The 22,983-nt window shown below is 69.2% G+C and carries 18 protein-coding genes; 10 read left to right on the forward strand and 8 right to left on the reverse strand.

What is annotated here, in order from left to right:
- Positions 1-17 precede the first annotated feature (17 nt).
- The 3 genes from xdhB (at position 18) to DCN14_RS18385 (ending at position 3,638) form a co-directional block, all read left to right on the forward strand.
- The gene (gene xdhB, locus DCN14_RS18375) at positions 18-2,381 is read left to right on the forward strand and encodes a xanthine dehydrogenase molybdopterin binding subunit (protein WP_096504899.1); all 2,364 of its coding nucleotides are present in this window, start codon (positions 18-20) and stop codon (positions 2,379-2,381) included.
- Between the two features lie 105 nt (positions 2,382-2,486).
- Positions 2,487-3,149: a xanthine dehydrogenase accessory protein XdhC gene (gene xdhC, locus DCN14_RS18380; protein ID WP_096504897.1), complete on the forward strand. Its 663-nt coding sequence runs from the start codon at positions 2,487-2,489 to the stop codon at positions 3,147-3,149.
- A gap of 87 nt (positions 3,150-3,236) precedes the next feature.
- Complete coding sequence (locus tag DCN14_RS18385; RefSeq protein ID WP_096504895.1) at positions 3,237-3,638, forward strand: polyketide cyclase; 402 nt, start codon at positions 3,237-3,239, stop codon at positions 3,636-3,638.
- A gap of 45 nt (positions 3,639-3,683) precedes the next feature.
- Here the strand turns inward: DCN14_RS18385 and DCN14_RS18390 are convergent, their stop codons facing one another.
- The 3 genes from DCN14_RS18390 to DCN14_RS18400 all read right to left on the reverse strand — a co-directional run bounded on the left by DCN14_RS18390 (position 3,684) and on the right by DCN14_RS18400 (position 6,861).
- Positions 3,684-4,631: a LysR family transcriptional regulator gene (locus DCN14_RS18390; protein ID WP_096504893.1), complete on the reverse strand. Its 948-nt coding sequence runs from the start codon at positions 4,629-4,631 to the stop codon at positions 3,684-3,686.
- 68 nt (positions 4,632-4,699) lie between these two features.
- Positions 4,700-5,338: a 2-hydroxychromene-2-carboxylate isomerase gene (locus DCN14_RS18395; RefSeq protein WP_096504891.1), complete on the reverse strand. Its 639-nt coding sequence runs from the start codon at positions 5,336-5,338 to the stop codon at positions 4,700-4,702.
- Positions 5,339-5,433: 95 nt separating this feature from the next.
- Positions 5,434-6,861 (reverse strand): TAXI family TRAP transporter solute-binding subunit, encoded by a 1,428-nt coding sequence (locus DCN14_RS18400; protein WP_096504889.1) that lies wholly within the window; start codon positions 6,859-6,861, stop codon positions 5,434-5,436.
- Positions 6,862-7,300: 439 nt separating this feature from the next.
- On the opposite strand from DCN14_RS18400, the gene DCN14_RS18405 reads away from it, so the two are divergent.
- From DCN14_RS18405 to DCN14_RS18420, 3 genes are all read left to right on the forward strand, one after another.
- On the forward strand, positions 7,301-7,666 hold the full coding sequence (locus tag DCN14_RS18405; protein WP_096504887.1) for a BON domain-containing protein: 366 nt from the start codon (positions 7,301-7,303) through the stop codon (positions 7,664-7,666).
- Positions 7,667-7,804: 138 nt separating this feature from the next.
- On the forward strand, positions 7,805-9,895 hold the full coding sequence (locus DCN14_RS18410; protein ID WP_096504885.1) for a D-(-)-3-hydroxybutyrate oligomer hydrolase: 2,091 nt from the start codon (positions 7,805-7,807) through the stop codon (positions 9,893-9,895).
- A 610-nt stretch (positions 9,896-10,505) separates the two neighbouring features.
- Positions 10,506-12,341, forward strand: a complete 1,836-nt coding sequence (locus DCN14_RS18420) for a peptidase S1 (protein WP_096504883.1) — start codon at positions 10,506-10,508, stop codon at positions 12,339-12,341.
- 196 nt (positions 12,342-12,537) lie between these two features.
- Here the strand turns inward: DCN14_RS18420 and DCN14_RS18425 are convergent, their stop codons facing one another.
- The 5 genes from DCN14_RS18425 to DCN14_RS18445 all read right to left on the reverse strand — a co-directional run bounded on the left by DCN14_RS18425 (position 12,538) and on the right by DCN14_RS18445 (position 17,846).
- Entirely contained in the window at positions 12,538-13,326 is a 789-nt protein-coding gene (locus DCN14_RS18425; RefSeq protein ID WP_096505111.1) for a sulfite exporter TauE/SafE family protein, read from the reverse strand.
- Positions 13,327-13,612: 286 nt separating this feature from the next.
- A complete protein-coding gene (locus DCN14_RS18430; protein WP_096504881.1) occupies positions 13,613-15,052 on the reverse strand; it encodes a DHA2 family efflux MFS transporter permease subunit in 1,440 nt (479 codons plus the stop codon).
- 148 nt (positions 15,053-15,200) lie between these two features.
- A complete protein-coding gene (locus DCN14_RS18435) occupies positions 15,201-15,932 on the reverse strand; it encodes a DsbA family oxidoreductase (RefSeq protein ID WP_096504879.1) in 732 nt (243 codons plus the stop codon).
- Between the two features lie 148 nt (positions 15,933-16,080).
- Positions 16,081-16,875 carry a PAS domain-containing protein gene (locus tag DCN14_RS18440; RefSeq protein ID WP_096504877.1) on the reverse strand — a complete coding sequence of 265 codons (795 nt, stop codon included), beginning with the start codon at positions 16,873-16,875 and terminating at the stop codon, positions 16,081-16,083.
- Positions 16,872-17,846, reverse strand: coding sequence for an ornithine cyclodeaminase family protein (locus DCN14_RS18445; protein WP_096504875.1), 975 nt, complete (start codon positions 17,844-17,846; stop codon positions 16,872-16,874). Before DCN14_RS18445 ends, DCN14_RS18440 begins: the two co-directional genes overlap by 4 nt.
- Before the next feature lie 339 nt (positions 17,847-18,185).
- Between DCN14_RS18445 and DCN14_RS18450 the strand changes: the two genes are divergently transcribed.
- The 4 genes from DCN14_RS18450 (at position 18,186) to DCN14_RS18465 (ending at position 22,982) form a co-directional block, all read left to right on the forward strand.
- Entirely contained in the window at positions 18,186-18,965 is a 780-nt protein-coding gene (locus DCN14_RS18450) for an ABC transporter substrate-binding protein (protein WP_096504873.1), read from the forward strand.
- A gap of 67 nt (positions 18,966-19,032) precedes the next feature.
- A complete protein-coding gene (locus DCN14_RS18455) occupies positions 19,033-20,277 on the forward strand; it encodes an FAD-binding oxidoreductase (RefSeq protein WP_096504871.1) in 1,245 nt (414 codons plus the stop codon).
- Positions 20,278-20,727: 450 nt separating this feature from the next.
- The gene (locus DCN14_RS18460) at positions 20,728-22,326 is read left to right on the forward strand and encodes a hypothetical protein (protein WP_096504869.1); all 1,599 of its coding nucleotides are present in this window, start codon (positions 20,728-20,730) and stop codon (positions 22,324-22,326) included.
- A 296-nt stretch (positions 22,327-22,622) separates the two neighbouring features.
- Positions 22,623-22,982, forward strand: a complete 360-nt coding sequence (locus DCN14_RS18465; RefSeq protein WP_096504867.1) for a hypothetical protein — start codon at positions 22,623-22,625, stop codon at positions 22,980-22,982.
- Position 22,983 lies beyond the last annotated feature (1 nt).

Raw genomic sequence — 22,983 nt, forward strand, 5'->3', positions numbered from 1 at the left:
GAGGGAGAACACCGAACATGAACCAGCAAGCAGAACCGTTCCTGAGCACCCTCGATCCGCAGGCAGACGCCGCGCAGGTGCACGTGTCACGCGCACACGAATCCGCCCACCTGCACGTGAGCGGACGCGCGACCTACACCGACGACATTCCGATCGTCGCCGGCACGCTGCACGCGGCGCTCGGATTGTCGGCGAAGCCGCACGCGCGGATCGTGTCGATGAACTTCGACGCGGTGCGCGCGACGCCCGGCGTGGTCGCCGTGTTCACGGCCGACGACATTCCCGGCGTCAACGACTGCGGCCCGATCATCCACGACGACCCGGTGCTGGCCAAAGGCATCGTGCAGTTCGTCGGCCAGCCGATGTTCATCGTCGTCGCGACGTCGCATGAAACCGCGCGGCTTGCCGCGCGCCGCGCGCAGGTCGACTACGAAGAGCTGCCCGCGATCCTGACCGCGCAAGAGGCGCGCAAGGCCGAAACCTACGTGATCCCGCCGCTGAAGCTCGCGCGCGGCGACGCGGCCGCGCGGCTTGCCGCCGCGCCGCACCGCGAGTCGGGCGAGATGCTGCTCGGCGGCCAGGAGCAGTTCTACCTGGAAGGGCAGATCGCGTACGCGGTGCCGAAGGACGACGACGGGATGCACGTGTACTGCTCGACGCAGCACCCGAGCGAAATGCAGCACCTCGTCGCGCACGTGCTCGGCGTCGCGTCGCACAACGTGCTGGTCGAATGCCGCCGGATGGGCGGCGGGTTCGGCGGCAAGGAATCGCAGTCGGGCCTGTTCGCCTGCTGCGCGGCGCTCGCCGCGTGGAAGCTGCTGTGCCCGGTGAAGCTGCGCCCGGACCGCGACGACGACATGATGATCACCGGCAAGCGCCACGACTTCCATTACCGCTTCGACGTCGGCTACGACGACGACGGCCGCCTCGACGGCGTCGCGCTCGACATGACGTCGCGCTGCGGCTTCTCGGCCGACCTGTCGGGCCCGGTGATGACGCGCGCGGTGTGCCACTTCGACAACGCGTACTGGCTCGGCGACGTCGACATCGCCGGCTATTGCGGCAAGACCAACACGCAGTCGAACACCGCGTTCCGCGGCTTCGGCGGCCCGCAGGGCGCGTTCGCGATCGAGTACATTCTCGACGACGTCGCGCGTTCGCTCGACCGCGATCCGCTCGACGTGCGCTACGCGAACCTGTACGGCAAGACGGAACGCAACGTGACGCCTTACGGCCAGACGGTCGAGGACAACGTGCTGCAGGAGCTGCTCGGCGAGCTCGAAACGACGAGCGGCTACCGCGCGCGGCGCGCGGGCGTGCGCGAATTCAACGCGCGCAACACGGTGCTGAAGAAGGGCATCGCGCTCACGCCGGTGAAGTTCGGCATCGCGTTCAACGTCACGCACTTCAACCAGGCCGGCGCGCTGGTGCACATCTATACCGACGGCTCGGTGCTCGTGAACCACGGCGGCACGGAGATGGGGCAGGGGCTCAACACCAAGGTCGCGCAGGTCGTCGCGCACGAGCTCGGCATCCGCTTCGGCCGGATTCGCGTGACGGCGACCGACACGAGCAAGGTCGCGAACACGTCCGCCACCGCGGCGTCGACGGGTTCGGACCTGAACGGCAAGGCCGCGCAGGATGCGGCGCGCCAGCTGCGCGAGCGCCTCGCGGTGTTCGCCGCGAAGCAGTTCGGCGACGGCAAGGTCGATGCGGCCGACGTGAAGTTCGGCAACGATTTCGTGTGGGTCGGCGGCACGAGCGTGCCGTTCGGCGAGGTGATCGCGAAGGCATATCTCGCGCGCGTGCAGCTGTGGTCGGACGGTTTCTACGCGACGCCGAAGCTGTACTGGGATCAGTCGAAGCTGCAGGGCCGGCCGTTCTACTACTACTCGTACGGCGCGGCCGTGTCGGAAGTCGTGATCGACACGCTGACCGGCGAAATGCGCACGCTGCGCGTCGATGCGCTGCACGACGTCGGCGCGTCGCTGAACCCGGCGCTCGACATCGGCCAGGTCGAAGGCGCGTTCATCCAGGGGATGGGCTGGCTCACGACCGAGGAGCTGTGGTGGAACGCGGGCGGCAAGCTGATGACGCATGCGCCGTCCACCTACAAGATCCCGACCGTCAACGACACGCCGCCCGAGTTCAACGTGCGGCTGTTCCAGAACCGCAACGTCGAGGACAGCATCCACCGTTCGAAGGCCGTCGGCGAGCCGCCGCTGCTGCTGCCGTTCTCGGTGTTCTTCGCGGTGCGCGATGCCGTGGCTGCGGTCGGCGACTACCGGGTGAATCCGCCGCTCGACGCGCCGGCCACCGGCGAGTCGATCCTGCGCGCGGTGTGTGCGGTGCGTGCGGCGAGCGCCGCGCGGGCAGGCTGAGATGAAACGACCCCCACGCTCACTGTGTTCGCCCGGGGGGGCGCAGTCCCCCCGTCTCTCGAACGCCGATTTCCATGCCTGCGGGGCGGCCCGGCGGAGTCCGACATGAACGGGCCCGCCCGCTCGCTGCGTGCCGCGTCGCATGCGCCCGTCGCCGGGTGCGACGGCGCGTGCGCAAGCACATCGGACTACGCGTTCGCGCAAGGCACCGGCCGGCGCAACCGCGCGAGCGCCGCGCCGCCGCCGATGCACATCGTGCTGTTCGGCGCGGGGCACGTCGGTCACGCGCTCGTCACGCTGCTCGGCGCATTGCCGTGCGTCGTGCAGTGGGTCGACACGCGCGACGAACTGTTCCCGGACGAATGTCCGCCGAACGTGCAGCCGGAGCCGACCGACACGCCGGAGGCCGTCGTCGACGCGGCGCCGCCCGGCACGTACTTCCTCGTGATGACGCACAACCACGCGCTCGACTTCTCGCTCGCCGCGCAGATCATGCGGCGGCGCGACTTCGCGTACTTCGGGATGATCGGCTCGCGCACCAAGCGCGTGAAGTTCGAACGCCGGCTCGCGGCGCGCGGCGTCGATCCGGTCAGGCTCACGGAGATGGTGTGCCCGATCGGGGTCGCGGGCATCGTCGACAAGGCACCGGGTGCGATCGCGGTGGCCGTCTGCGCGGAACTGCTGCAGGCGCGCTCGGGCACGCCGGTCGCCGATGTGAAGGCGGCCGCGGCGGGCCGCCTGCGCGACGACGTGAGCTGCACGCGATAAGCGCCTGCGCGACGCGCCCGCGCGCGTTTTTGCATACACTGCACGGAATGCGCGGCATGGGGCCGCGCATTTTTTCATGCAGGCACCATGTCCGATCATCAGGTCTATCTCGACGCGCTCGATACGAGCCTCGTCGTCATCGAACGCTGGCTAGCCGGCGTCGACACGTCATCCGCAGCGCTCGACGTGCTGATCGCGCCGTTCTCCGACGATTTCACGATGATCATGACCGATGGTCGCGCGCTCGATCGCGACGGCACGCATGCGCTGTTCGCGACGCTCGGCGGCGTGAAGCCCGGGCTGCGCATCACGTTGTCGGAAATCCGCGTGCTCGCGGCCGATGCGTCGCATGCGGTGCTCACCTATTTCGAGGCGCAGCGTGCGGCATCGGGCGAGCTGCCCGCGCGTCGCGCGACGGCCGTGTTCGCGCGCGACGCGGCAGGCGTCGTGCGCTGGACCCATCTGCAGGAAACGACCTGCGCGGCGTGAGCGAGCCGCGCGGGCTGAAGGCGAAGGCCCGTGCGGCCGTGTGTGTCAGCGCTTGCGGCCGCGCTGCGCCGTCAGTTCGTCGGACACGCTCTGCATCAGCGCGCACAGCCACGCGATATCGGTCGGGCGATCCGGTTGCGGATGCGTGAGCAGGTAGCTCTTGATGCGCGGAAACGGCACCGGCGGCGTGACGACGACGAGCGGCAGCAGTTGCGCATAGTGCGTCGCGAAGCGGCGCGTCGTCGTGAAGATCAGGTCCGATTGCAGCAGCACCTGCGGCACGATCCCGAAGTACGGCAGCGTCGTCACGATTCGCCGCGTGAGACGGGCGCGCGCGAGGCCGATTTCGATCGCGTTGCGTTTGTCGCCGGTGTACGGCGTCGGCGCCACGTGCGCGGCCGATGCGTACGCTTCGCGTGTGAGCGGCGCGCGCGCGAGCGGATGCGCGTCGCGCATCAGGCACACGATCGTGTCGGAGAACAGGTCCTGGCGCGCGAAGTGCGGGTCGGGTTTCGGCCAGTTGCCGATCACGAGATCGAGCGCGCCCGATTCGAGCGCGCCCGCGTGATCGAGCGCGGGATTCAGCGAATCGATTTCCAGATGCGCATGTGGCGCCGCGTCGCGAAAGCGCTCGATCAGCGTCGGCATGAAGAAGTCGTTCAGGTAGTCGGGCGCGGCGACGCGGAACGTGCGCCGCGCGGACGACGGATCGAAGTCGCCGTGCGGCGTCGCGATGAAGTCGACTTCGCGCAGCGCGCGCGACGCCGCGCCGAGCAGCGATGCGCCGTATTCGGTCGGCACCATCCCGGATTTGCCGCGCACGAGAATCGGGTCGTTCAGCGTTTCGCGCAGCTTGCGCAGCGCGGTGCTGATCGCGGGCTGGGTCTGGTTCAGCCGCAGCGCGGCTTGCGTGACGCTGCGCTCGAGCAGCAGCGTGCGCAATACGCGCACGAGCCAGATATCGAGCGAGGCGGTACGGTCGTCGTCTTCCATCGGTACGGGTCGATTCGGGGATGCGTAACCTTACCGCAGCCGCGCGTTGCCGTGCGTGATACCGGCCATCACGCACGGCCCTTCGGCAGCGTGCTGATCCGCTTGACCTCGCGCGACTCGAGCCAGTTCGGCGTGCGCGCGCAGTACAGCACCATCGGCAGCGCGTCCTCGCCCCAGAACAGCTGCTTGTTCATCCAGAAAGTCGGCACGCCGAACACGCCGAGCGCGATCGCGTCGTCGGTGTTGCGGCGCAGTTGCGCACTCGTTTCCTCGAATTCGATCAGTTCGTCGCCGTGCCCGACGCCGACGCGCTCGCACAGCGCGGCGAACCCGTCCGGCGTCGACGGATCGTTGCCGTCGCGCCAGATGAAGCGGAACATTTCGCGCACGGTCGCGATGTCGGCGCGCAGCGCGATCGCGAGGCGCAGCACCTTGTCGGAATCGAACGGATGCGCGGGCGGCATCTTGAAGCGGATGCCGAGCTGTTCGGCGCGAAACAGCGCGTGACGGTACGTGAACACGCGTTTGGCCGGGACGTCCGCGCTCGAGCGCTGCCCCCAGTGACGTTGCAGGTCGGGCAGCGACACGGCGACGGGTTCGAACGGCACGTCCGGCCATTTGTCGTGTTGTTCGAGCAGCAGGTAGGAGAACGGCGACACGAAGTCGAAGAACCAGGCAGGCTGGGCAGTGTCGAGGCCGGTTGTCATGGGCGGATCTCCAGAGGGTGGGGCGTGCGCGCCTGGCGGCGGCCTTCATGTTACGCGGTGGCGCGCGGATGCAGCAATGATCGCGGATCGTCCGCTCATGCGGAACCGGGAGTCGCCCGAGGGGGCGCGCCGGCCGGCGGCGACGTGTCGCCGGTGTCGGCGCCGGGCGTGTCTGCCGTCGTGTCGCGATCTTGCGCGGTGAGCCGCTCGCGCACGAAGCCGATGTGCTCGCGCAGCACATAGAACTGTCCCGCATACGCGAGCGGCATCTTCATCCGGTTCACGGCTTCCTCGATGTCGTCGAGCTCGTCGAGCAGCGCGACGCGTTCCTCGGCCGTATGCTCGCCGAGCGCGCTGCGCTCGAGCGCGATCAGCGCGCCGTACCAGCGGTAGATGCGCGAGCGCACGCGCCAGCCGTACAGCGACGGCACGAGCCGCAGCCCCGGAATCAGCACGACGATCAGCGGCACCACCACGACGAGCAGCCGGTCGACGAGACTCGCGACCCAGAACGGCAGGCGCCGGTACAGGAAGGTCTTGCCCGACTTGTAGTAGCGCGCCGCATCGTCCGACAGCGGGAAGCCGCGCGTGATCGGCGACGGGAATTCGCCCGCGTGCTGGAGGATCGTCGCGTGGCCGTGCACTTCGCGCGCGGCCTCGATCAGCAGGTCGGACAGCGCCGGATGCAGCGTGTCGCGCGCGACCAGCTCGATCGTCGGTGCGACCGTATGGATGTCGGCGGGCGGCAGGTTGCGGCCGAGATCGTAGACGCCCATCGGCAGCGTGATCGCGGTCAGGTACGGGAAACGCCGCGCGTACGCTTCGGCCTGCGTGAACGAGTACACGTGCACGCCGGGCGCGCGGAACAGCTTCGCCATCACCGGGATCTGTGTCGAGTCGCCGGACAGGAACGCGGCGTCGATTTTGCCGTCGAGCAGTTCGGTCGCGGCGTCTTCGCCGGCGGTCGGCAGCAGTTCGGTCGAACCGCCCGGCACGATGCCGTTCATCTTCAGCAGCGCGAGGCTCAGCTCGCGCGCGCCGCTGCCTTCCGAGCCGAGCGCGAGCCGCTTGCCCTTGAAATCGGACAGGCGCGCGACGATCGGGCCGCGGTACATGATCGCGAGCGGCACGTAGCCGATGCTGCCGAGCGACACCAGCTGTTCGTCGCGCTCCTTCGGGCCGATGCCGCTCTGCACGAAGCCCACGTCGACCGGCGCGTTCGGGTTCGACAGCCGCGCGAGGTTCTGCGCGGATCCTTCGGACGACTCGACGTCGAGCGTGATGCCGTTTTTCGCGAGGATCGTCTTGTATTTCTGCGCGGCGTTCCAGTACGTGCTGCCGGGCGGCCCGGACGAAATCACGAGGGTGGACGGCGGCGCGGGCTGGATCAGCTTGACCGCGAGCCAGACGGCCGCCGCGGCGAGCAGCACGGTAGGGCCGATCGACAGGGCGAGATCGCGCCACGACACCGCGACGAAGCGGGCGAGGATGCGGCGTGGCGGGCGAGGGCGGGCAGGCTTCATGGAATCGGCGGATGACACGGGTGTGACGCATCGATGGCGACCGTCACCGACGATGCACGCGGTGCACGTTCTGGCGGCGATGGTACCCGGTTTCGCCGCGCGTGCGCGAGCCGGGCGCCGCGGCGCGGCTGTGCGCCCACGTCGGCGGGCGGGCGCGCGTCAAAAGCTTTGCGCTTCGGCGGGCGCTGGATTACATTGTGCGACGCAGCCGCGCCCGATTCGCGCGCGACCCGGCACGCAATGAGACCGGGCGCGTCCGGCCGGCGGCTGTCCGGCCCGGCCGGCCCGCATTCGCGCGCGCCGGTCGCCGGCCCGTGTCGCCTCTCTCGCATCGCCGTGGAAATCATCGGCCGTCCCGCCCGTTTGCGCGCGGGCCGGCTGCCTTTGGGGGTTTCCGGCCGTACTGTGCACGGCCGTTCCGGAGTCACAAGGAGATAGCATGAAGTCGATCGTGTTGAGAGCGTTGGGTGTTGCGGCCGTGGCGGCCTGTTTGACGGGCAGCGTCTACGCGCAGTCGAGCGATGCGGCGGCCACCGAAGCGCCGGCCGCGGCGACGAGCTCGCCGAAAGCGGCAGCCAAGACCGCGAAGAAGGCGAACCGCAAGCTGGGCTACGCGGTGCGCAAGGCGATTACGAAGGATGGCGGCGTGAACGTGGCGAACCTCGTCGTCCGCTCGAAGGGCGGGGCGATCACGCTGGAGGGCACGGTGCCCGATCAGGCACAGATCGACAAGGCGGAAGCCGCGGCCAAGGGCGTGAAGGGCGTGACGTCGGTCACGAACAAGCTGACGGTCCAGCAGCAATGACGCCGGGCGGCGGCGCGCCAGCGCCGTCCGCGCCCGCTTGCAGGCGGGCCCCGGCATACCGGGGCCCGTTTGCGCTTCAAAGGCCGCGAGCCGCGCACGACGCGGCGGCGGACCCATGACGAGATCGAGAGGGCGGCAATGACGACGCACGGGTGGGGCAGTCGGATTCTTCTCGGCGCGGCGCTGGCCGCGGCGACGATGCTCGGCGCCTGCAACGGCGACGATTCGGGCGAACGCAACCGGTTGCCCGGCTTCGTGTCCGGCAGCGTGCGCACGACCGCCTATGACGGCGCGAGCGACGACCTGCTGACGGCCGGCCTCGGCAAGACGGGCCTCGCCGCCGCCACCGCACCGGCATTCGCGAATCCGTCGCGGCCGACGGGCGCCGAACTGCGCCGGGTCGCGATCTGGTCGAACTACCGCGCGCTCGTCGACATGAGCGTCAACGGCGGCTACGGCCGCTTCTGGGGGCCGAACGTCGACCTCGACGGCAACGACACGCTCGGCGAAGGCAGGATCCCCGGCACCGAATATCTCGCGTACGCCGACGACGGCAGCGGCCGCAAGAACGTGACGCTGCTCGTGCAGGTGCCCGCGAGCTTCGATCCCGCGCAGCCGTGCATCGTCACGGCGACGTCGTCGGGCTCGCGCGGCGTGTACGGCGCGATTTCGGCGGCCGGCGAATGGGGGCTCAAGCGCGGCTGCGCCGTGGCGTACAACGACAAGGGCGGCGGCAACGGCGCGCACGAGCTCGGCACCGACACGATCACGCTGATCGACGGCACGCTCGCCAACGCGGTGCTGGCCGGCAACGCCAGCCTCTTCACCGCCAACGTGACGAGCGGCGATCTCGCCACATACAACAGCCGCTTTCCGAACCGCTACGCGTTCAAGCACGCGCATTCGCAGCAAAATCCCGAGCAGGACTGGGGCCGTGCGACGCTGCAGTCGGTCGAATTCGCTTACTGGGCGCTCAACGAACGGTTCGGGCCGCTGCTCGACAGCTCGCATCGCGGCGTGCGCTACCATCCGGGCGACATCACGACGATCGCCGCATCCGTCAGCAACGGCGGTGGCGCCGCGCTCGCGGCGGCCGAGCAGGACACGCGCCGCTGGATCACGGCGATCGTGGTCGGCGAGCCGCAGATCAACGTGCGGATGGCGGCGAACGCGCTCGTGCGCGAAGGCGGCCAGCCGGTGCCGTCGTTCGGCCGGCCGCTGGCCGATTACGCGACGCTCGCGAACCTGCTGCAGCCGTGCGCGGCCGCATCGGCGTCGCTCGCCGGCGAGCCGTACCTGAGCGCGCTGCCGCTCGCCACCACGCAGTCGATCCGCACGCAGCGCTGCGCGACGCTCGCGGCGGCGGGGCTCGTGTCGGGCGCCGATACGCCGAGCCAGGCCGCCGACGCGCTCGCGCAACTGCACGCGGCCGGCTATCTCGCCGATTCCGACCTGCTGCACGCGCCGATGTGGGATTCGCAGGCGATTCCGGCGATCGCGGTCACCTATGCGAATGCGTACACGCGCTCGCGCGCGACCGACAACCTGTGCAATTTCAGCTTCGCGACCACCAGCGCGGCGACGGGCGCGGTCGCGCCGCCCGCGGCGTCGCCGATGCCGGCCGTGTTCGGCCTCGGCAACGGCGTGCCGCCGACGGCCGGCATCGATCTCGTGTTCAACACCGGCGCGGGCATCGATCACCGGCTCGCGACGCCCGACGCGAGCTTCGCGGGCGCGCTGTGCCTGCGCCAGCTGTGGACCAACGGGATGCTCGACATGCCCGCGAACGTCGACGCGGTGCGCGTGAACGCGAACCTGCAGGGCAAGCCGGCGATCATCGTGCAGGGCCGCAGCGACGCGCTCGTGCCGGTGAACCATGCGTCGCGCGCGTACGTCGCGCAAAACGGCATCAGCGAAGGCGGCCGCAGCCAGCTCGTGTTCTACGAGGTGACGAACGGCCAGCACTTCGACGCGTTCCTGCCGGTGGCGGGCTTCGACACGCGCTTCGTGCCGGTTCACTACTACAACCTGCAGGCGCTGAACCTGATGTGGCGGCACTTGAAGAACGGCGCGCCGCTGCCGCCGTCGCAGGTGATCCGCACGGTGCCGCGCGGCGGCACGCCGGGCGCCGCGCCCGCGCTGACGAGCGCGAACCTGCCGCCGATCTCGTCGTCGCCCGGCGCGAACGCGATCACCGCCGGCGCCGGCACGATCGACGTGCCGCTCTGACGGCGCCCGGCGCGCCGCACGCCCGAAGCCGGACAGTCGTCCGGCTTTTTTCTTTTCAGCGTCCGGAATCGGTTCCGCTCGATTTTTTATCCGAATGGCTTGCCCTGTAACAAATTATTACTTTACGGCGGAAAACCCGGAATCTAATATGCGCCGATATTTTCACTTAATTTAATAAATTACCGAGAGACAATAATCCTTTCCGCATAATTAACCGATCCTTTCGATTTTATTAAGTCGATTCGAGCAGCGACTGGCCGTTGTTTTGCGATTGGCCGGCCGCTCGTCGACGGGGATCGTTCGTCTGTTCGAAGCGAGGCCGCCTTGTCTGGCGGGCTTTGCGGGGGAGGTTTTTGCCGTTTGCTTTATGGCGCGTACGGATTGCCGCCTGAATCCGTATTGCTGCGGATTATTGAATTGTCGTTCGCAATGGAATGGATTCCATTGCGCAGTCGCGAAATATGGGTGGGGTAAATCATGCCGGACGGTATTCGCTGATCCGGTAAAAAACTCGGGGTGCGTCGCATAACGAATGCATTCCGGTGCGGAGCGCCGGCGCAAATGATCCTTTGCGGTCGGCGGTATTTATCGTTCTGTTCGAGAGGCAATAATGACGACACTGAAGTCCTTGAAAGACGGTTTCGCGCTATTTGGAACGACACTGGGCGTGCCGCTCGCCGCAGCCGCGGCGGCGGCGCTGCTCGTCACGGGGTGCGGCGGCGACGACGGATCAGGGCCGTCCGCCGCGACCTCCGCGGCGGCCGCGACGACGTCGAACGGCAGCACGTCGGCCAGCGCCGACGCAACGGCGGCCGCGGCCGACCAGCCGTACGTCGACAACGACGTGTACGGCACCGGGCCCGACGATGCGGTCACGGACTCGACCGAAGGCGCGGCGGTCGTGCACCGCCAGGTCGGGATCGGCGGCAAGACCATCAAGTACACGGCTACCACCGGCCACCTGACCACCATCGACCCGACCACGTCGGCGCCGAACGCGAAGATGTTCTACGTCGCGTACACGCAGGACAACCCGGATCCGTCGAAGCCGCGCCCGGTCACGTTCTTCTACAACGGCGGCCCCGGCTCGTCGTCGGTCTACCTGCTGCTCGGTTCGTTCGGGCCGAAGCGCCTGCAGTCGTCGTTCCCGAACTTCACGCCGCCGGCCCCGTACAAGCTGCTCGACAACCCGGACAGCCTGCTCGACCGCACCGACCTCGTGTTCATCAACCCGGTCGGTACCGGCTACTCGGCGGCGATCGCCCCGGCGAAGAACAAGGATTTCTGGGGCACCGACCAGGACGCGCGCTCGATCGACCGCTTCATCCAGCGCTACCTGACCAAGTACTCGCGCTGGAATTCGCCGAAGTTCCTGTACGGCGAGTCGTACGGCACGGCGCGCAGCGCGGTCGTGTCGTGGGTGCTGCACGAGGACGGCATCGACCTGAACGGGATCACGCTGCAGTCGTCGATCCTCGACTATGCGAATGCGCTGTCCGCGCCGGGCACGTTCCCGACGCTCGCGGCCGATGCGTTCTACTGGAAGAAGACGACGCTCAACCCGACGCCGACCGATCTCGACGCGTACATGATCCAGGCTCGCAACTACGCGGACAACACGCTCGCGCCGCTCGCGCAGAAGCCGAACCCGCAGGACGGCGGCTTCCTGAATGTGCGGCTGAACCTGAACCTGCAGACCGCGCAGCAGATGGGCTCGTACATCGGCACCGATCCGACGTCGCTGATCCAGACCTTCGGCAACCCGGCCGCGCTCGGCAACGTGCCGTCGTCGGACGACAACCCGCCGTACACGTTCTTCCTGACGCTCGTGCCGGGCACGCAGATCGGCCAGTACGACGGTCGCGCGAACTACACGGGCAAGGGCATCGCGCCGTACATCCTGCCGAACTCGGGCAGCAACGATCCGTCGATCACGAACGTCGGCGGCGCGTACACGGTGCTGTGGAACAGCTACATCAACACCGACCTCAAGTACACGTCGACGTCGTCGTTCGTGGACCTGAACGACCAGGTCTTCAACAACTGGGACTTCAGCCACACCGACCCGACCGGCGCGAACAAGGGCGGCGGCAATACGCTGTACACGGCCGGCGACCTGGCGGCGACGATGAGCGTGAACCCGGACCTGAAGGTGATGTCGGCGAACGGCTACTTCGACGCGGTCACGCCGTTCCACCAGACCGAGCTGACGCTCGAGCAGATGCCGCTCGATCCGACGCTCAAGGCGCAGAACCTGACGATCAAGAACTACCCGTCGGGCCACATGATCTATCTGAACGACGCGTCGCGCACCGCGCTGAAGGGCGACCTCGGCAGCTTCTACGACGGCATCCTCGCGAACCGGAGCGCGCTGCAACGCGTGCTGAAGCTGCAGGCGCGCACGCAGCAGCTCAAGCAGCAGCAACTGCAGCAGCAGGGGCGGTAAGCGTCGCGCAGCGATCCGTGCGGCCCGGCCTCGTGCCGGGCGGCGCGGGTGTGCGATGCCCCGGATGGACGACAGCCCGATCGGCGCAGGCCGGTCGGGCTGTTTTATTTGATCGGACGAATGCCCGGCAGACGATGCGCGGGCCGTTGATGACGAAACGCTGGCGGCGGAGAAACGGGCGGTTGCGTTCGGGCGTTCAGGCGAGCACGAGCCGCACGCCGACCGCGACGAGCGTCGCGGCGAGCAGGTTGCGCAGCAGGCGCTCCGGCGCACGCGCCGACAGCAGGCTGCCGAGCACGATGCCGGGCAGCGAGCCGAGCAGCAGCGACAGCAGCATCGACCAGTCGACCGAACCGAGCAGCCAGTGGCCCATGCCCGCGACGAGCGTGAGCGGCACCGCGTGCGCGATGTCGGACCCGACGATGCGGGTGGTCGCGAGCGTCGGGTACAGCAGCAGCAGCACGGTGACGCCGATCGCGCCGGCGCCGACCGACGTCATCGACACGAGCACGCCGAGCACGACGCCGGTCAGCACGGTCGACCACAGCGTGCGCGCGGGGCTGGGGGCGAGCGGATTGCGTGCGGCGAGCGCGGTGAGCTGCGGCCGGAAGATCAACGCGAGCGACGTGAGCAGCAGCGCGACGCCGAGCACCAGCTGGATCACCCGCGCGGTGCCCGGCGCATTCATCCCGTGCGTATGCATCGCCCACAGCGTAATGGCCGCGGCCGGGACGCTGCCCGCCGCGAGCCGGCCGGTGATGCGCCAGTCGATCGACCCCTTCAGCCCGTGGACGAGCGTGCCGGTGCCCTTGGTCGCGGCCGCGTACAGCAGGTCGGTGCCGACTGCCGTCGCGGGATGGACGCCGAACAGCAGCACGAGGATCGGCGTCATCAGCGAACCGCCGCCGACGCCGGTCAGGCCGACGAGAATGCCGACGAACAGGCCGGACAGGGAGTACAGCAGATCGATATGGGGAAGCGACATCGGAAGCAGGCGGTTATGCGGCGTTCGGCGGCGGCGCGCGGCTGCTGCGCGCGCGTCAAAGTCTGCCATTGTCGCAAAAGTGGCGCTTCGGTGTACGACTACGTTAAAAATCGGCCGGAGAAGCCCGCCGGGCGGGCGGTTCGTCGTGCGTGAAACGGTCGTTTGAACGTGTGTCGGGCCCGAAGGGCGACGCACGTGCCGCTGGCCGGCTATCGGGCGGCGGGGCAGGGCCGTACGGAACAGCGGGCGAGGCCGGGGGCGCGGCGGCGCGTGTCCCGGCCGGCCGTCAGTGCATCGCGGGGCCGACGCCGGCGACCGCATCCTGGCGACGGATGCGCAGCGCGAGGCCGAGCAGCCCGGCGGCAGCGGCGAACGCCGCGCCCACCGCGAACGCGGCGTGGTAGCCGCCGTTCAGCGCCTCGAGCGGCGCGGCATGGGCGGCAGCCAGCGCGTCGCTGCGCGCGGCCGCAAGGCTCGCCAGCACGGCCAGGCCGAGCGCGCCGCCCATCATGAATGCGGTGTTGACGATCCCTGACGCGAGCCCGGAATCGGCCGGATCGACGTCGTTCATCGCGGCCAGCAGCACCGGATTGAACGCGACGCCCGCACCGATGCCGAGCAGCGTCATGCCGGGCAGCACGTGCCAGACGAAGCCGCCGTCCGCCGGCGCGCGCGCGAACAGCGCGAGGCCGCACGCCGCGATCAGCAGGCCGGCGGCGATCGGGCCGCGGATGCCGAAGCGCATCACGATCCGCGCGGACAGCCCGAGCGAGAACGCCGCCATGATCAGGTTCGCGGGCAGGAACGCGAGGCCGACCTGCAGCGGCCCGTAGCCGAGCACGCGCTGCATGTAGAGCGCGGACAGGAAGAACCACGCGAACAGCGCGGCCGCCCACAGCACGCCGATCACGTTCGCGAGCGCGACGTTGCGCGCGGCGAACAGCGTGAGCGGCATCAGCGGATGCGCGACGCGCGCCTCGATCGCGATGAACAGCGCGAGCAGCGCGACGGCCGCGCCGATCAGCACGACGGTCTGCGTCGACAGCCAGCCGGCCTCGTTGCCGCCGACGATCCCGTAGACCGCGAGCATCAGCGACGCGGTGACGGTGATCGCGCCCGCGACGTCAAGCCTCGCGGCGTCGGCGGGCGCGCGCATGCGCGGCAGCAGCGCGACGCACATCGCATAGACCGCGATGCCGATCGGCAGGTTGACGAGGAAGATCCAGTGCCACGACAGCGTGCTCGTCAGCAGCCCGCCGAGCAGCACGCCGATGCTGCCGCCGCCCGCGCACACGAAGCCGTAGACGCCCATCGCGCGCGCCCGTTCGCCGGGCTCGGTGAACAGGTTCATGATCAGCGACAGCGACACGGCCGACACGATCGCGCCGCCGAAGCCCTGCACCGCGCGCGCGGCGATCAGCATCGTCTGCGATTGCGCGAGGCCGCATGCGAGCGATGCAAGCGTGAACACGACCAGGCCCGCGAGGAACATGCGCCGCTGGCCGTACAGGTCGCCGAGCCGGCCGCCGAGCAGCAGGCAGCCGCCGAACGTCAGCAGGTACGCGTTGACGACCCACACGAGGGCCGTCTCGGTGAAATGGAGATCGGTGCTGATCGACGGCAGCGCAACGTTTACGATCGTGCTGTCGAGCACGATCATCAGCACGCCGAGGCAGAGGACGATCAGCGCGTACCAGCGCTTCTCGCCGTGAATCCCGTGGGTCATGGGCTTGCAGCCTTCTTTGTGATAGGTATTTGAAAGGCTGCATTGTAGACGTCATTCGCGCGCGCTTCCTGCCGGTTTGTGGCAGCAGCGACGCGTAGTGACGGGCGCGCTTCGCACGACGGCGTGGCGCGCGCCGGGCGCCGGGTTGTTATCCGCGCGGCGGCAGTTCGCAGCCGTCCGGGCCGCAGGCGGCGGCGTCGCCGGTCAGCTCGACGATGCCGCCGTCGCGCCATGCCTGGTCGAGCGCCTGCGCGAACACGTCCGCCGGTTGCGCGCCCGACACCGCGTAGCGGCCGTCGAACACGAACAGCGGCACGCCGCGTCCGCCGATCTGCTCGGCGAGCGCGATGTCGGCCTCGACTTCGTCGCGGTAGGCGTCGCTGCGCAGCACCGCTTCGGCAGCCGCGCGCTCCAGCCCGGCTTCGACCGCGAAATCGAGCAGTGCCGCGTGGTCGAACAGCGAGCCGTGTTCGCAGAAATACGCGCGGTACAGCCGCTCGGTCAGCGCATGCGCGCGCCCCGTCGCTTGCGCGAGCTTCACGAGCCGGTGAGCGTCGAACGTGTCGCCGGCGAGCGTGCCGGGCAGGTCGTAGTCGAGCCCGACGCTCGCGGCCGCGTCGGTCACCTGGCGCAGCATCTGGTCGACCTGCGCGGACGACATCCGGTACTTGCCCGCGAGCATCGCCTCGACCGGTTCGACCGGATGGCCCGGCATCAGCCGGTACGCGCGCAGCACGACCTCGACGTGCTCGGCGTGCGCGAACGCGGCGAGCGCCTCGTCGAAGCGGCGCTTGCCGATCCAGCACCACGGGCAGATCAGGTCGGACCAGATTTCGACGGTCAGGGGCAGGCGGGCAGTCGGGGCAGCGGTGGTCGGCATCGGAACTCCGGGCAGCAGAAAAAGTGTAACTGAAACTATATCACTTTCCGGCTTCGAGGCTGGGGCGCGGCGCGGCCGCGTTGCCCGACACTGCCCGCGCGGGCAGGCGGTATCCGGCGCGCGCCGGTGCGACGCGCGGCTTGCCGGCTTACGCGTCGTCCTGCGCTTCCTTCAGATGCTTCAGGTGCTTGTAGACGGTCGCGCGGCCCATCCCGAGCACGTTCGCGACATAGTTCGCGGCGCTCTTGCCGCGGAACGCGCCTTCCGCATGCAGCGCCTCGACGAGCTCGCGCCGATGCTCGCGCGTGAGCCCGTTCAGGCCGACCTGACGCTCGCGCAGCCAGCCGTGCAGGAACGTGTTGATGCGCTCCTGCCAGTCGTCGCGGAACAGCTCGTCGGGCTGCGCGACGACGCCCGCGCCCTTGATGAACACGTCGAGCGTCGTGCGGACGTCGTCGAACACCGCGATGTTGAAGTTGATGCACATCATCCCGGCCGGGTGGCCTTCGTCGTCGAACAGCACGTTGCTCACGCAGCGCATGCGCCGTCCGTCCCAGTTCAGCTTCTCGTACGGGCCGATCACGCGCTCGCGCGCCGAATGATCGATTTCCTCGAGCGCCGAGTCGTCGCCGACCTCGCGCTTCGACAGGTTGTTCGCGAGATACAGCACGGTCTGGTCGTGCAGGTCGTGGATCACGACTTCCGCGTACGGGAAGAACAGCGCCGCGATGCCGTCGGCGATCGGTGCGTAGCGGGTGAGCAGCAGGTCTTTGACGGGGGATTGCTTCTTGCGCATCGGAATCGCCATCTCGGGTGAGCGGGGGCCGGGCGGTGCGTCGGCGCGGCGCGCCGGCGTGCCGTTGGCCGGCATGTCCGTGCGCGCACGCGCCGCCGCCGCGGCGGTTGCGCCATTGTATCGGCCCCGCGTGCGCGTGACGCTCATGCGCGCGTCAGCTGCGTGTACAGCGCGTGCGCGATCGCGATGTCCTCGAGTCCGAGGCCGATCGAGCGGAAGAACGCGTGACGCGTGCGCGACGGCGCCGCGCAACTGCCGGCGACGAGCGCGGGCAGGTCGCCGACGATCCGCTCGGGCGACCAGCCGTGTTCGGCCGCCGCGAGCTGCATCTCGCCCGCGCTCGCGGGCGTCGTCTGCCGGTAGTCGCAGTACACGTCCATGCCGGGCAGCCATGCGGGCGGGATTTCGTGTGCGCGCGCGACGTTGGTGCTGATCGACGTGACGAGCGCGGGGCGCGTGAGCATGCCGTCGGCGAGCACCGGCGTGCCCGACGACGTGCAGAGCATGACGACGTCCGCGTCGCGCACGCACGCTTCGATGCTCGCGGCCGGCTGCGCGCGCGGATCGATCCGCGCGAGCGTCGCCTGCAGCGCGGCGTCGCCGGCGAGCGCCGGCGAATGGACGCTGATCGATGCCCAGTCGCGCAAGCCCGCGGTGTGGCGCAGATGCGCGAGGCCGACCGCGCCCGTGCCGATCACGGCGAGCCGGCGCGCATCGCGCGGCGCGAGGCAGTCGACCGCGAGCGCGGTCGTGCCGGCCGTGCGCTCGACCGTCAGCAGCCCGGCGTCGCACCACATCAGCGGCTGGCCGGTGCGCATCGACATCAGCGCGGTCCATGCGGTGACGATCGGTTTCCCGTCGGGTTTGCCGCCGGTCACGATGTACGGCGACAGCTTCGCGCCGAACACCTGTTCGTCGGCGAGCGCGCCGAGGTACGTGATGAAGTCGCCGGCCTGTTCCGGGAACAGCGTGAGGGTTTGCGGCGGCTGCACCGCGCGGGCCGACGCGAGCGACGCGAACATGCGGCGCAGCGTGCCGAGCACGTCGAGCGATGGCAGCGCCGCGCGCACCGCGGCTTCGTCGACGGTCAGCGGCAGGGTCGGGGCGGGTTGCGTCATGGCACTTCTCCGGTCGGGAGCCGGACAACGCAGTCTCGAAAGACGGCGTCCGGCGATGTTCGTGATGGATTAAAAGTCTAATATAGACAAAAAAGTCGGGTGAGTTTTTCTTTTCGGGACGGGAGGGTTCCGGCAGTTTTTGGAAAAACATCGACAAATCAACGGCATTCTTTGCACCCTGCAGTATTTCGACAGGCAGCACCCCGGTCCGGATTATCGTATCCCCTATAGTCTATAGTAGACTAAGAGTCTATATTTGACGTGCAGACCAGCGTGCCGCCGCACGGCGCCATGCGACCGGTCTTCATCGCCTCAATCCAGAACCGAAGGATCTCCGTCATGAACTGGAAGCTTTCCCTTTGCGCCGTCGCGGCGCTTGCGTGCGCGGCCGTCACGGCCCACGCGGAACAGACCACGCTGCGCTTCGGGATCGAAGCCGCCTACCCGCCGTTCGAGAGCAAGACGCCGGCCGGCCAGTTGCAGGGTTTCGACGTCGACATCGGCAACGCGGTGTGCGCGAAGCTGAACATGAAGTGCGTGTGGGTCGAGAACGCGTTCGACGGGCTGATTCCGGCGTTGCAGGCGCGCAAGTTCGACGCGATCAATTCGGCGATGAACATCACCGCGAAGCGCAAGCAGAGCATCGACTTCACGCCGGCGATCTACGTGGTGCCGATCGTGATGGTCGCGCGGCGCGGCTCGCCGCTGCGGCCGGATGCGGCGAGCCTGCGCGGCAAGCACGTCGGCGTGCTGCAGGGGTCGTCGCAGGAGGATTTCCTGAAGGCGCACTGGGCCAACGCGGGCGTCGCCGTCGTGTCGTATCAGGATCAGGACCAGATCTACGCGGATCTCGCCGCCGGCCGTCTCGACGCGGCCGTGCAGGAAGCGCAGACCGCGCAGGACGGTTTCCTCGACAAGCCGGCCGGGCGCGATTACCAGATCGTCGGCGATCCGCTGAAGGATCCCGCGACGCTCGGCGAAGGCACCGGCTTCGGGATGCGCAAGGGCGACAAGGCGCTGCAGGCGAAGATCGTCGGCGCGCTCGATGCGCTGAAGAAGGACGGCACGCTCGGCGCGCTGTCGCAGAAATACTTCAAGCGCGACATCGTCGCGAAGTAAGCCTCCCCGCGCGCCGGCCGCGGGGCCGGTGCGCGTCGCACCGAATCTCGACGCAGTACGGAAAAGCATGGATTTCGACGTCATCGTTCTGGGGGCCGGCATCGTCGGCGTGTCGTCGGCGCTGCATCTGCAGGATCGCGGGCTGCGTGTCGCGCTCGTCGACCGGCGCGCGCCCGGCGAGGAAACGAGCCACGGCAATGCCGGGCTGATCGAGCGCTCGTCGGTCGTGCCGTACGCGTTCCCGCGCAGGCTCGGCACGCTGCTGCGCTACGCGCGCAACCGCTCGGTCGATCTCTATTGGGACTACAAAGCATTGCCCGCATATGCGGGCTGGCTCGCGCGCTTCTGGCGCGAATCGTCGCCGCAACGGCTCGCGGCCGCCGCGCGCGACATGCTGCCGCTGGTGGCGGCGAGCGTCGTCGAGCACGACGCGTTGCTCGCGCGCACCGACGCGCAGCCGCTCGTGCACGACGGCGGGTGGATCGAGGCATTCCGTTCGCCCGCGCTGTTCGACGCGGAAACGCGCGCGCAGCAGCGCGTGGCCGACGCGCACGGGTTGCGCATGAGTGTGCTCGATGCACGTGCGCTGCGCGATCGCGAACCCGGCATCGGCGATGCCTTCTGCGGCGCCTTCCACTGGCAGGATCCGAAGACCGTGTCGAGCCCGGGCGGGCTGACGAAGGCCTACGCGCGGCTGTTCGAGCGCGACGGCGGCACGTTCGTGTCCGGCGACGCGACGACGCTGGCGCAGGTGCGCGACGGCTGGCAGGTCGATACCGCGCACGGTCCGGTGTCGGCGAAGTCGGTCGTGGTGGCGCTCGGGCCGTGGTCCGATCACGTGTTCGCGCCGCTCGGCTACCGGATTCCGCTGCGCGCGAAGCGCGGCTATCACATGCACTACCGGCCGACGCGCACGCCGCTGAACGTGCCGGTGTGCGATACCGAGGAAGGTTTCGTCGTCGCGCCGATGGAAGGCGGCCGCCTGCGGCTCACGACCGGCGTCGAGATCGCGCTGCGCGGCGCGCCGCCGACCGGCGTGCAGCTTGCGCGCGCGGAGCCGCTCGCGCGCGACGCGTTCGGCATCGGCGAGCGTCTCGACCCGGCGCCGTGGCTCGGGATGCGGCCGTGTACACCCGACATGCGGCCGGTGATCGGGCCTGCGCCGCGCCATCGTCATCTGTGGTTCGCGTTCGGCCATTGCCACCACGGGCTCACGCTCGGCCCCGCGACCGGGCGGCTCCTCGCGGAAATGATGACGGGCGCGCCGACCTACATCGATCCGCATCCGTATCGCCCCGCGCGCTTCGGCTGAGCGCGCCGGACCGTGGCGGCCGCGCATGCGGCTCCACGATTGTTCGTCGAGCCGGCCGGAGCGATGGTCGACTGGATTGACGCGCGAGCGCAAACGATCCGCGTAATCGGGCGGAAAGAAATCGCGAAATAGAAAAATCCAGAAATCGCGATTCATCAATGTAGTCACCATTGCGATGAAAAGCGGAACGGGAAGTCCGCCCGGGCAATCCGGCATGTACCGGAACACGTTACCGCAGCCTCGCAAGCGTTACGTTACATCGGCGTTCCGCACGCCTTCTTCGTCGGACGGTCAAGCCGATCCGGCGCGCCCGTTTGCCCGGAAATTCCTGAAAAACCCGTCATTGGCTTGCAATGAGCCAACGAATGAATCCGCTTCGTCGCGGTGGCACGCTTCGTGCAATCGGTCCCCATGCTGGATTAACGGAGTGCCAACCGAGACGGGGTAGCGATGCGGCAAAAACTCAAATTGACGGGGATGGCGTTGTCGGTCGCGACGGCGTTCGGCGGGCTCGCTTCGGGGGCGGCCATGGCCGAGTCGCTCGGTGCGCTGCCGATTCCGCAAGCGATCGTCAATCCGCCGGCCAACAACGTATCCGTCGGGCTGGTCGCGACGGCCACGTCGCCGCTCGGTTCGGTTGCCGTGGTGACGGGCGCATCGGGTTCGGTTCCGACATCGCTCGGCAATCCCGGCCAGGCGCTGTCGGGTGCGGTGAGCGGGCTGACGGGCGCGCTTGGCGGCAGTGGCGGCACGGTGACGCCGCTCGCGCCGGTGCAGGGCGTTGCGAGTCAGGTGACCGGTGCGCTCGGCGGCAACAACCCGGCTGGTGCGTTGGGCGGCGCGCTGAATACGGGGGCGGGCGCGTTGAGCAACGCACTCGGCACGGCAACGAGCGCGCTGGGTAACGCCGGCGGCGCGACGAACCCGCTGGCGCCGCTTCACGGTGCGGTGAATCAGGTAACGGGCCCGCTCGGCGGCGGCAACCCGGCACGCGCGCTGACCGGCGCATTGGGCAACCTCGTCGGCAGCAATCCGGCAAATGCACTGACCGGTGTCCTGGGCACCGTCACCGGCGCGTTGGGCGCCGCCGGCAGCGCGACCCCGATCGCGCCGCTCCAGAGCGTCGTCGATCAGGTCACGGGCACGCCGGGCAGCGGCAACCCGGCCGGCAGGCTGGGCAACGCGGTCAATACGATCGCGGGGACGCCCGGCAACGCCGGCGGCACATCGAATCCGCTCGCACCGGTGCAAGGCGCCGTCACGCAACTCGCCGGCACGCTGGGCAGCGATAACCCGGCAGGCGCGATAACGGGCGCGGTGAACTCGCTGACCGGCACGCTCGGCAACCTCGGCGGGTCGGACCCGCTCGCGCCGGTACAGGGTGTCGTGAATCAGGTCGTCGGCACGCTGTCCGGTGCCGGCGCCGGCAGCGGCAGCCCGATCACGCCGATCACGAACCTCGTCGGCGGCCTGCAGAACGCGCTGCCGACGAGCGGCAACGCGGCAGGCGCGCTCACCGGTGCGCTCGGCTCGGTGCGGGGCGCGCTCGGCAACCTCGGCGGCTCGAATCCGCTCGCGCCGGTGCAGGGCGTCGTGAACCAGGTCGTCGGCACGCTCGGCGGCAGCAACCCCGCGGGCGCGCTGAGCAACGCGGTCAACTCGGTGACGGGCGCGCTCGGCAATCTTGGCAATCTCGGCGGCTCGAACGCGCTCGCGCCGGTGCAAGGCGTCGTGAACCAGGTCGTCGGTACGCTGTCGGGCGCCGGCGGCGGCAACGCGGCAGGCGCGCTGACCGGTGCGCTTGGCTCGGTGACGGGGGCGCTCGCGAACGGCCCGGCGGCGCTCGGGCAGGCGGCCGGCTCGCTGCTGTCGACGGGCACCAATGCGACGACGGCGGTCGTCAACGCGGTCGGCACCACGCTGGGCACGGCGCTCGGTTCCGTGCCGGGCCTGTCGGGCGCGTCGCACCCGGGCGGCGGCTCGGCGAACAACCCGCTCGCACCGGTGTCGACGCTGCTTCAGTCGGTGACGGGCGCACTGCCGAAGTAACCGGCGCGAACGCGCGGCGGCGACGCATCGTCAGCCGCGCGAACCGGGTCGCGCAACGCGGCATGACAGCAATGTCATGCCGCGTTTTCGTTGGATCCCCGAATGCGTTCGTCGGATGAATGGCCGGTGCGTGCTTGCCGCCCGCCACATTGCGGGGCGGTATGGAATAACCGGCCGGGCCCGTCCGTTTACATACCGAGTCGCGGCGCGATCGAGCGGCGGGATAATGGTCATGACGAAGTCGACCGTCCCGTGCGTCGGCGCCGTGCCGTCATGCCATGCCAGGGAGAACGGGAATGAAGACGATGCTGTTCGCCGTCGCGCTGACTGCCGCGATCGCAAGGCCCGCCGCCGCGGAGCCGCCGCAGACCGTCGACGGGAAACTGATCGACGAAGATCACATGACGCTGTACGTGTTCGATCACGACGCGCCGGGCAAGAGCACGTGCACCGGCGCGTGCGCGGTCAACTGGCCGCCGGTGCTCGCCGACGGCTACGACAAGGCGTCGGGCGCACTGAGCCTCGTGGTGCGCGGCGACGGCAAGAAGCAATGGGCATATCACGGCCGCCCGCTGTATCGCTGGAAGATGGACCGCAAGGCCGGCGACGCGGGCGGCGACGGGGTCGGCGGGATGTGGCACGTCGCGCGTCCCTGAG

It is taken from the genome of Burkholderia sp. IDO3 (genome assembly GCF_003366075.1).
Lineage (GTDB): Bacteria > Pseudomonadota > Gammaproteobacteria > Burkholderiales > Burkholderiaceae > Burkholderia > Burkholderia anthina.

What these genes read in the sequence shown, in the direction of transcription:
- xdhB (WP_096504899.1), top strand. Translation starts at nt 18, where the DNA reads ATGAACCAGCAAGCAGAACCGTTCCTGAGCACCCTCGATCCGCAGGCA.
- xdhC (WP_096504897.1), top strand. Translation starts at nt 2,487, where the DNA reads ATGAACGGGCCCGCCCGCTCGCTGCGTGCCGCGTCGCATGCGCCCGTC.
- DCN14_RS18385 (WP_096504895.1), top strand. Translation starts at nt 3,237, where the DNA reads ATGTCCGATCATCAGGTCTATCTCGACGCGCTCGATACGAGCCTCGTC.
- DCN14_RS18390 (WP_096504893.1), bottom strand. Translation starts at nt 4,631, where the DNA reads ATGGAAGACGACGACCGTACCGCCTCGCTCGATATCTGGCTCGTGCGC.
- DCN14_RS18395 (WP_096504891.1), bottom strand. Translation starts at nt 5,338, where the DNA reads ATGACAACCGGCCTCGACACTGCCCAGCCTGCCTGGTTCTTCGACTTC.
- DCN14_RS18400 (WP_096504889.1), bottom strand. Translation starts at nt 6,861, where the DNA reads ATGAAGCCTGCCCGCCCTCGCCCGCCACGCCGCATCCTCGCCCGCTTC.
- DCN14_RS18405 (WP_096504887.1), top strand. Translation starts at nt 7,301, where the DNA reads ATGAAGTCGATCGTGTTGAGAGCGTTGGGTGTTGCGGCCGTGGCGGCC.
- DCN14_RS18410 (WP_096504885.1), top strand. Translation starts at nt 7,805, where the DNA reads ATGACGACGCACGGGTGGGGCAGTCGGATTCTTCTCGGCGCGGCGCTG.
- DCN14_RS18420 (WP_096504883.1), top strand. Translation starts at nt 10,506, where the DNA reads ATGACGACACTGAAGTCCTTGAAAGACGGTTTCGCGCTATTTGGAACG.
- DCN14_RS18425 (WP_096505111.1), bottom strand. Translation starts at nt 13,326, where the DNA reads ATGTCGCTTCCCCATATCGATCTGCTGTACTCCCTGTCCGGCCTGTTC.
- DCN14_RS18430 (WP_096504881.1), bottom strand. Translation starts at nt 15,052, where the DNA reads ATGACCCACGGGATTCACGGCGAGAAGCGCTGGTACGCGCTGATCGTC.
- DCN14_RS18435 (WP_096504879.1), bottom strand. Translation starts at nt 15,932, where the DNA reads ATGCCGACCACCGCTGCCCCGACTGCCCGCCTGCCCCTGACCGTCGAA.
- DCN14_RS18440 (WP_096504877.1), bottom strand. Translation starts at nt 16,875, where the DNA reads ATGAGCGTCACGCGCACGCGGGGCCGATACAATGGCGCAACCGCCGCG.
- DCN14_RS18445 (WP_096504875.1), bottom strand. Translation starts at nt 17,846, where the DNA reads ATGACGCAACCCGCCCCGACCCTGCCGCTGACCGTCGACGAAGCCGCG.
- DCN14_RS18450 (WP_096504873.1), top strand. Translation starts at nt 18,186, where the DNA reads ATGAACTGGAAGCTTTCCCTTTGCGCCGTCGCGGCGCTTGCGTGCGCG.
- DCN14_RS18455 (WP_096504871.1), top strand. Translation starts at nt 19,033, where the DNA reads ATGGATTTCGACGTCATCGTTCTGGGGGCCGGCATCGTCGGCGTGTCG.
- DCN14_RS18460 (WP_096504869.1), top strand. Translation starts at nt 20,728, where the DNA reads ATGCGGCAAAAACTCAAATTGACGGGGATGGCGTTGTCGGTCGCGACG.
- DCN14_RS18465 (WP_096504867.1), top strand. Translation starts at nt 22,623, where the DNA reads ATGAAGACGATGCTGTTCGCCGTCGCGCTGACTGCCGCGATCGCAAGG.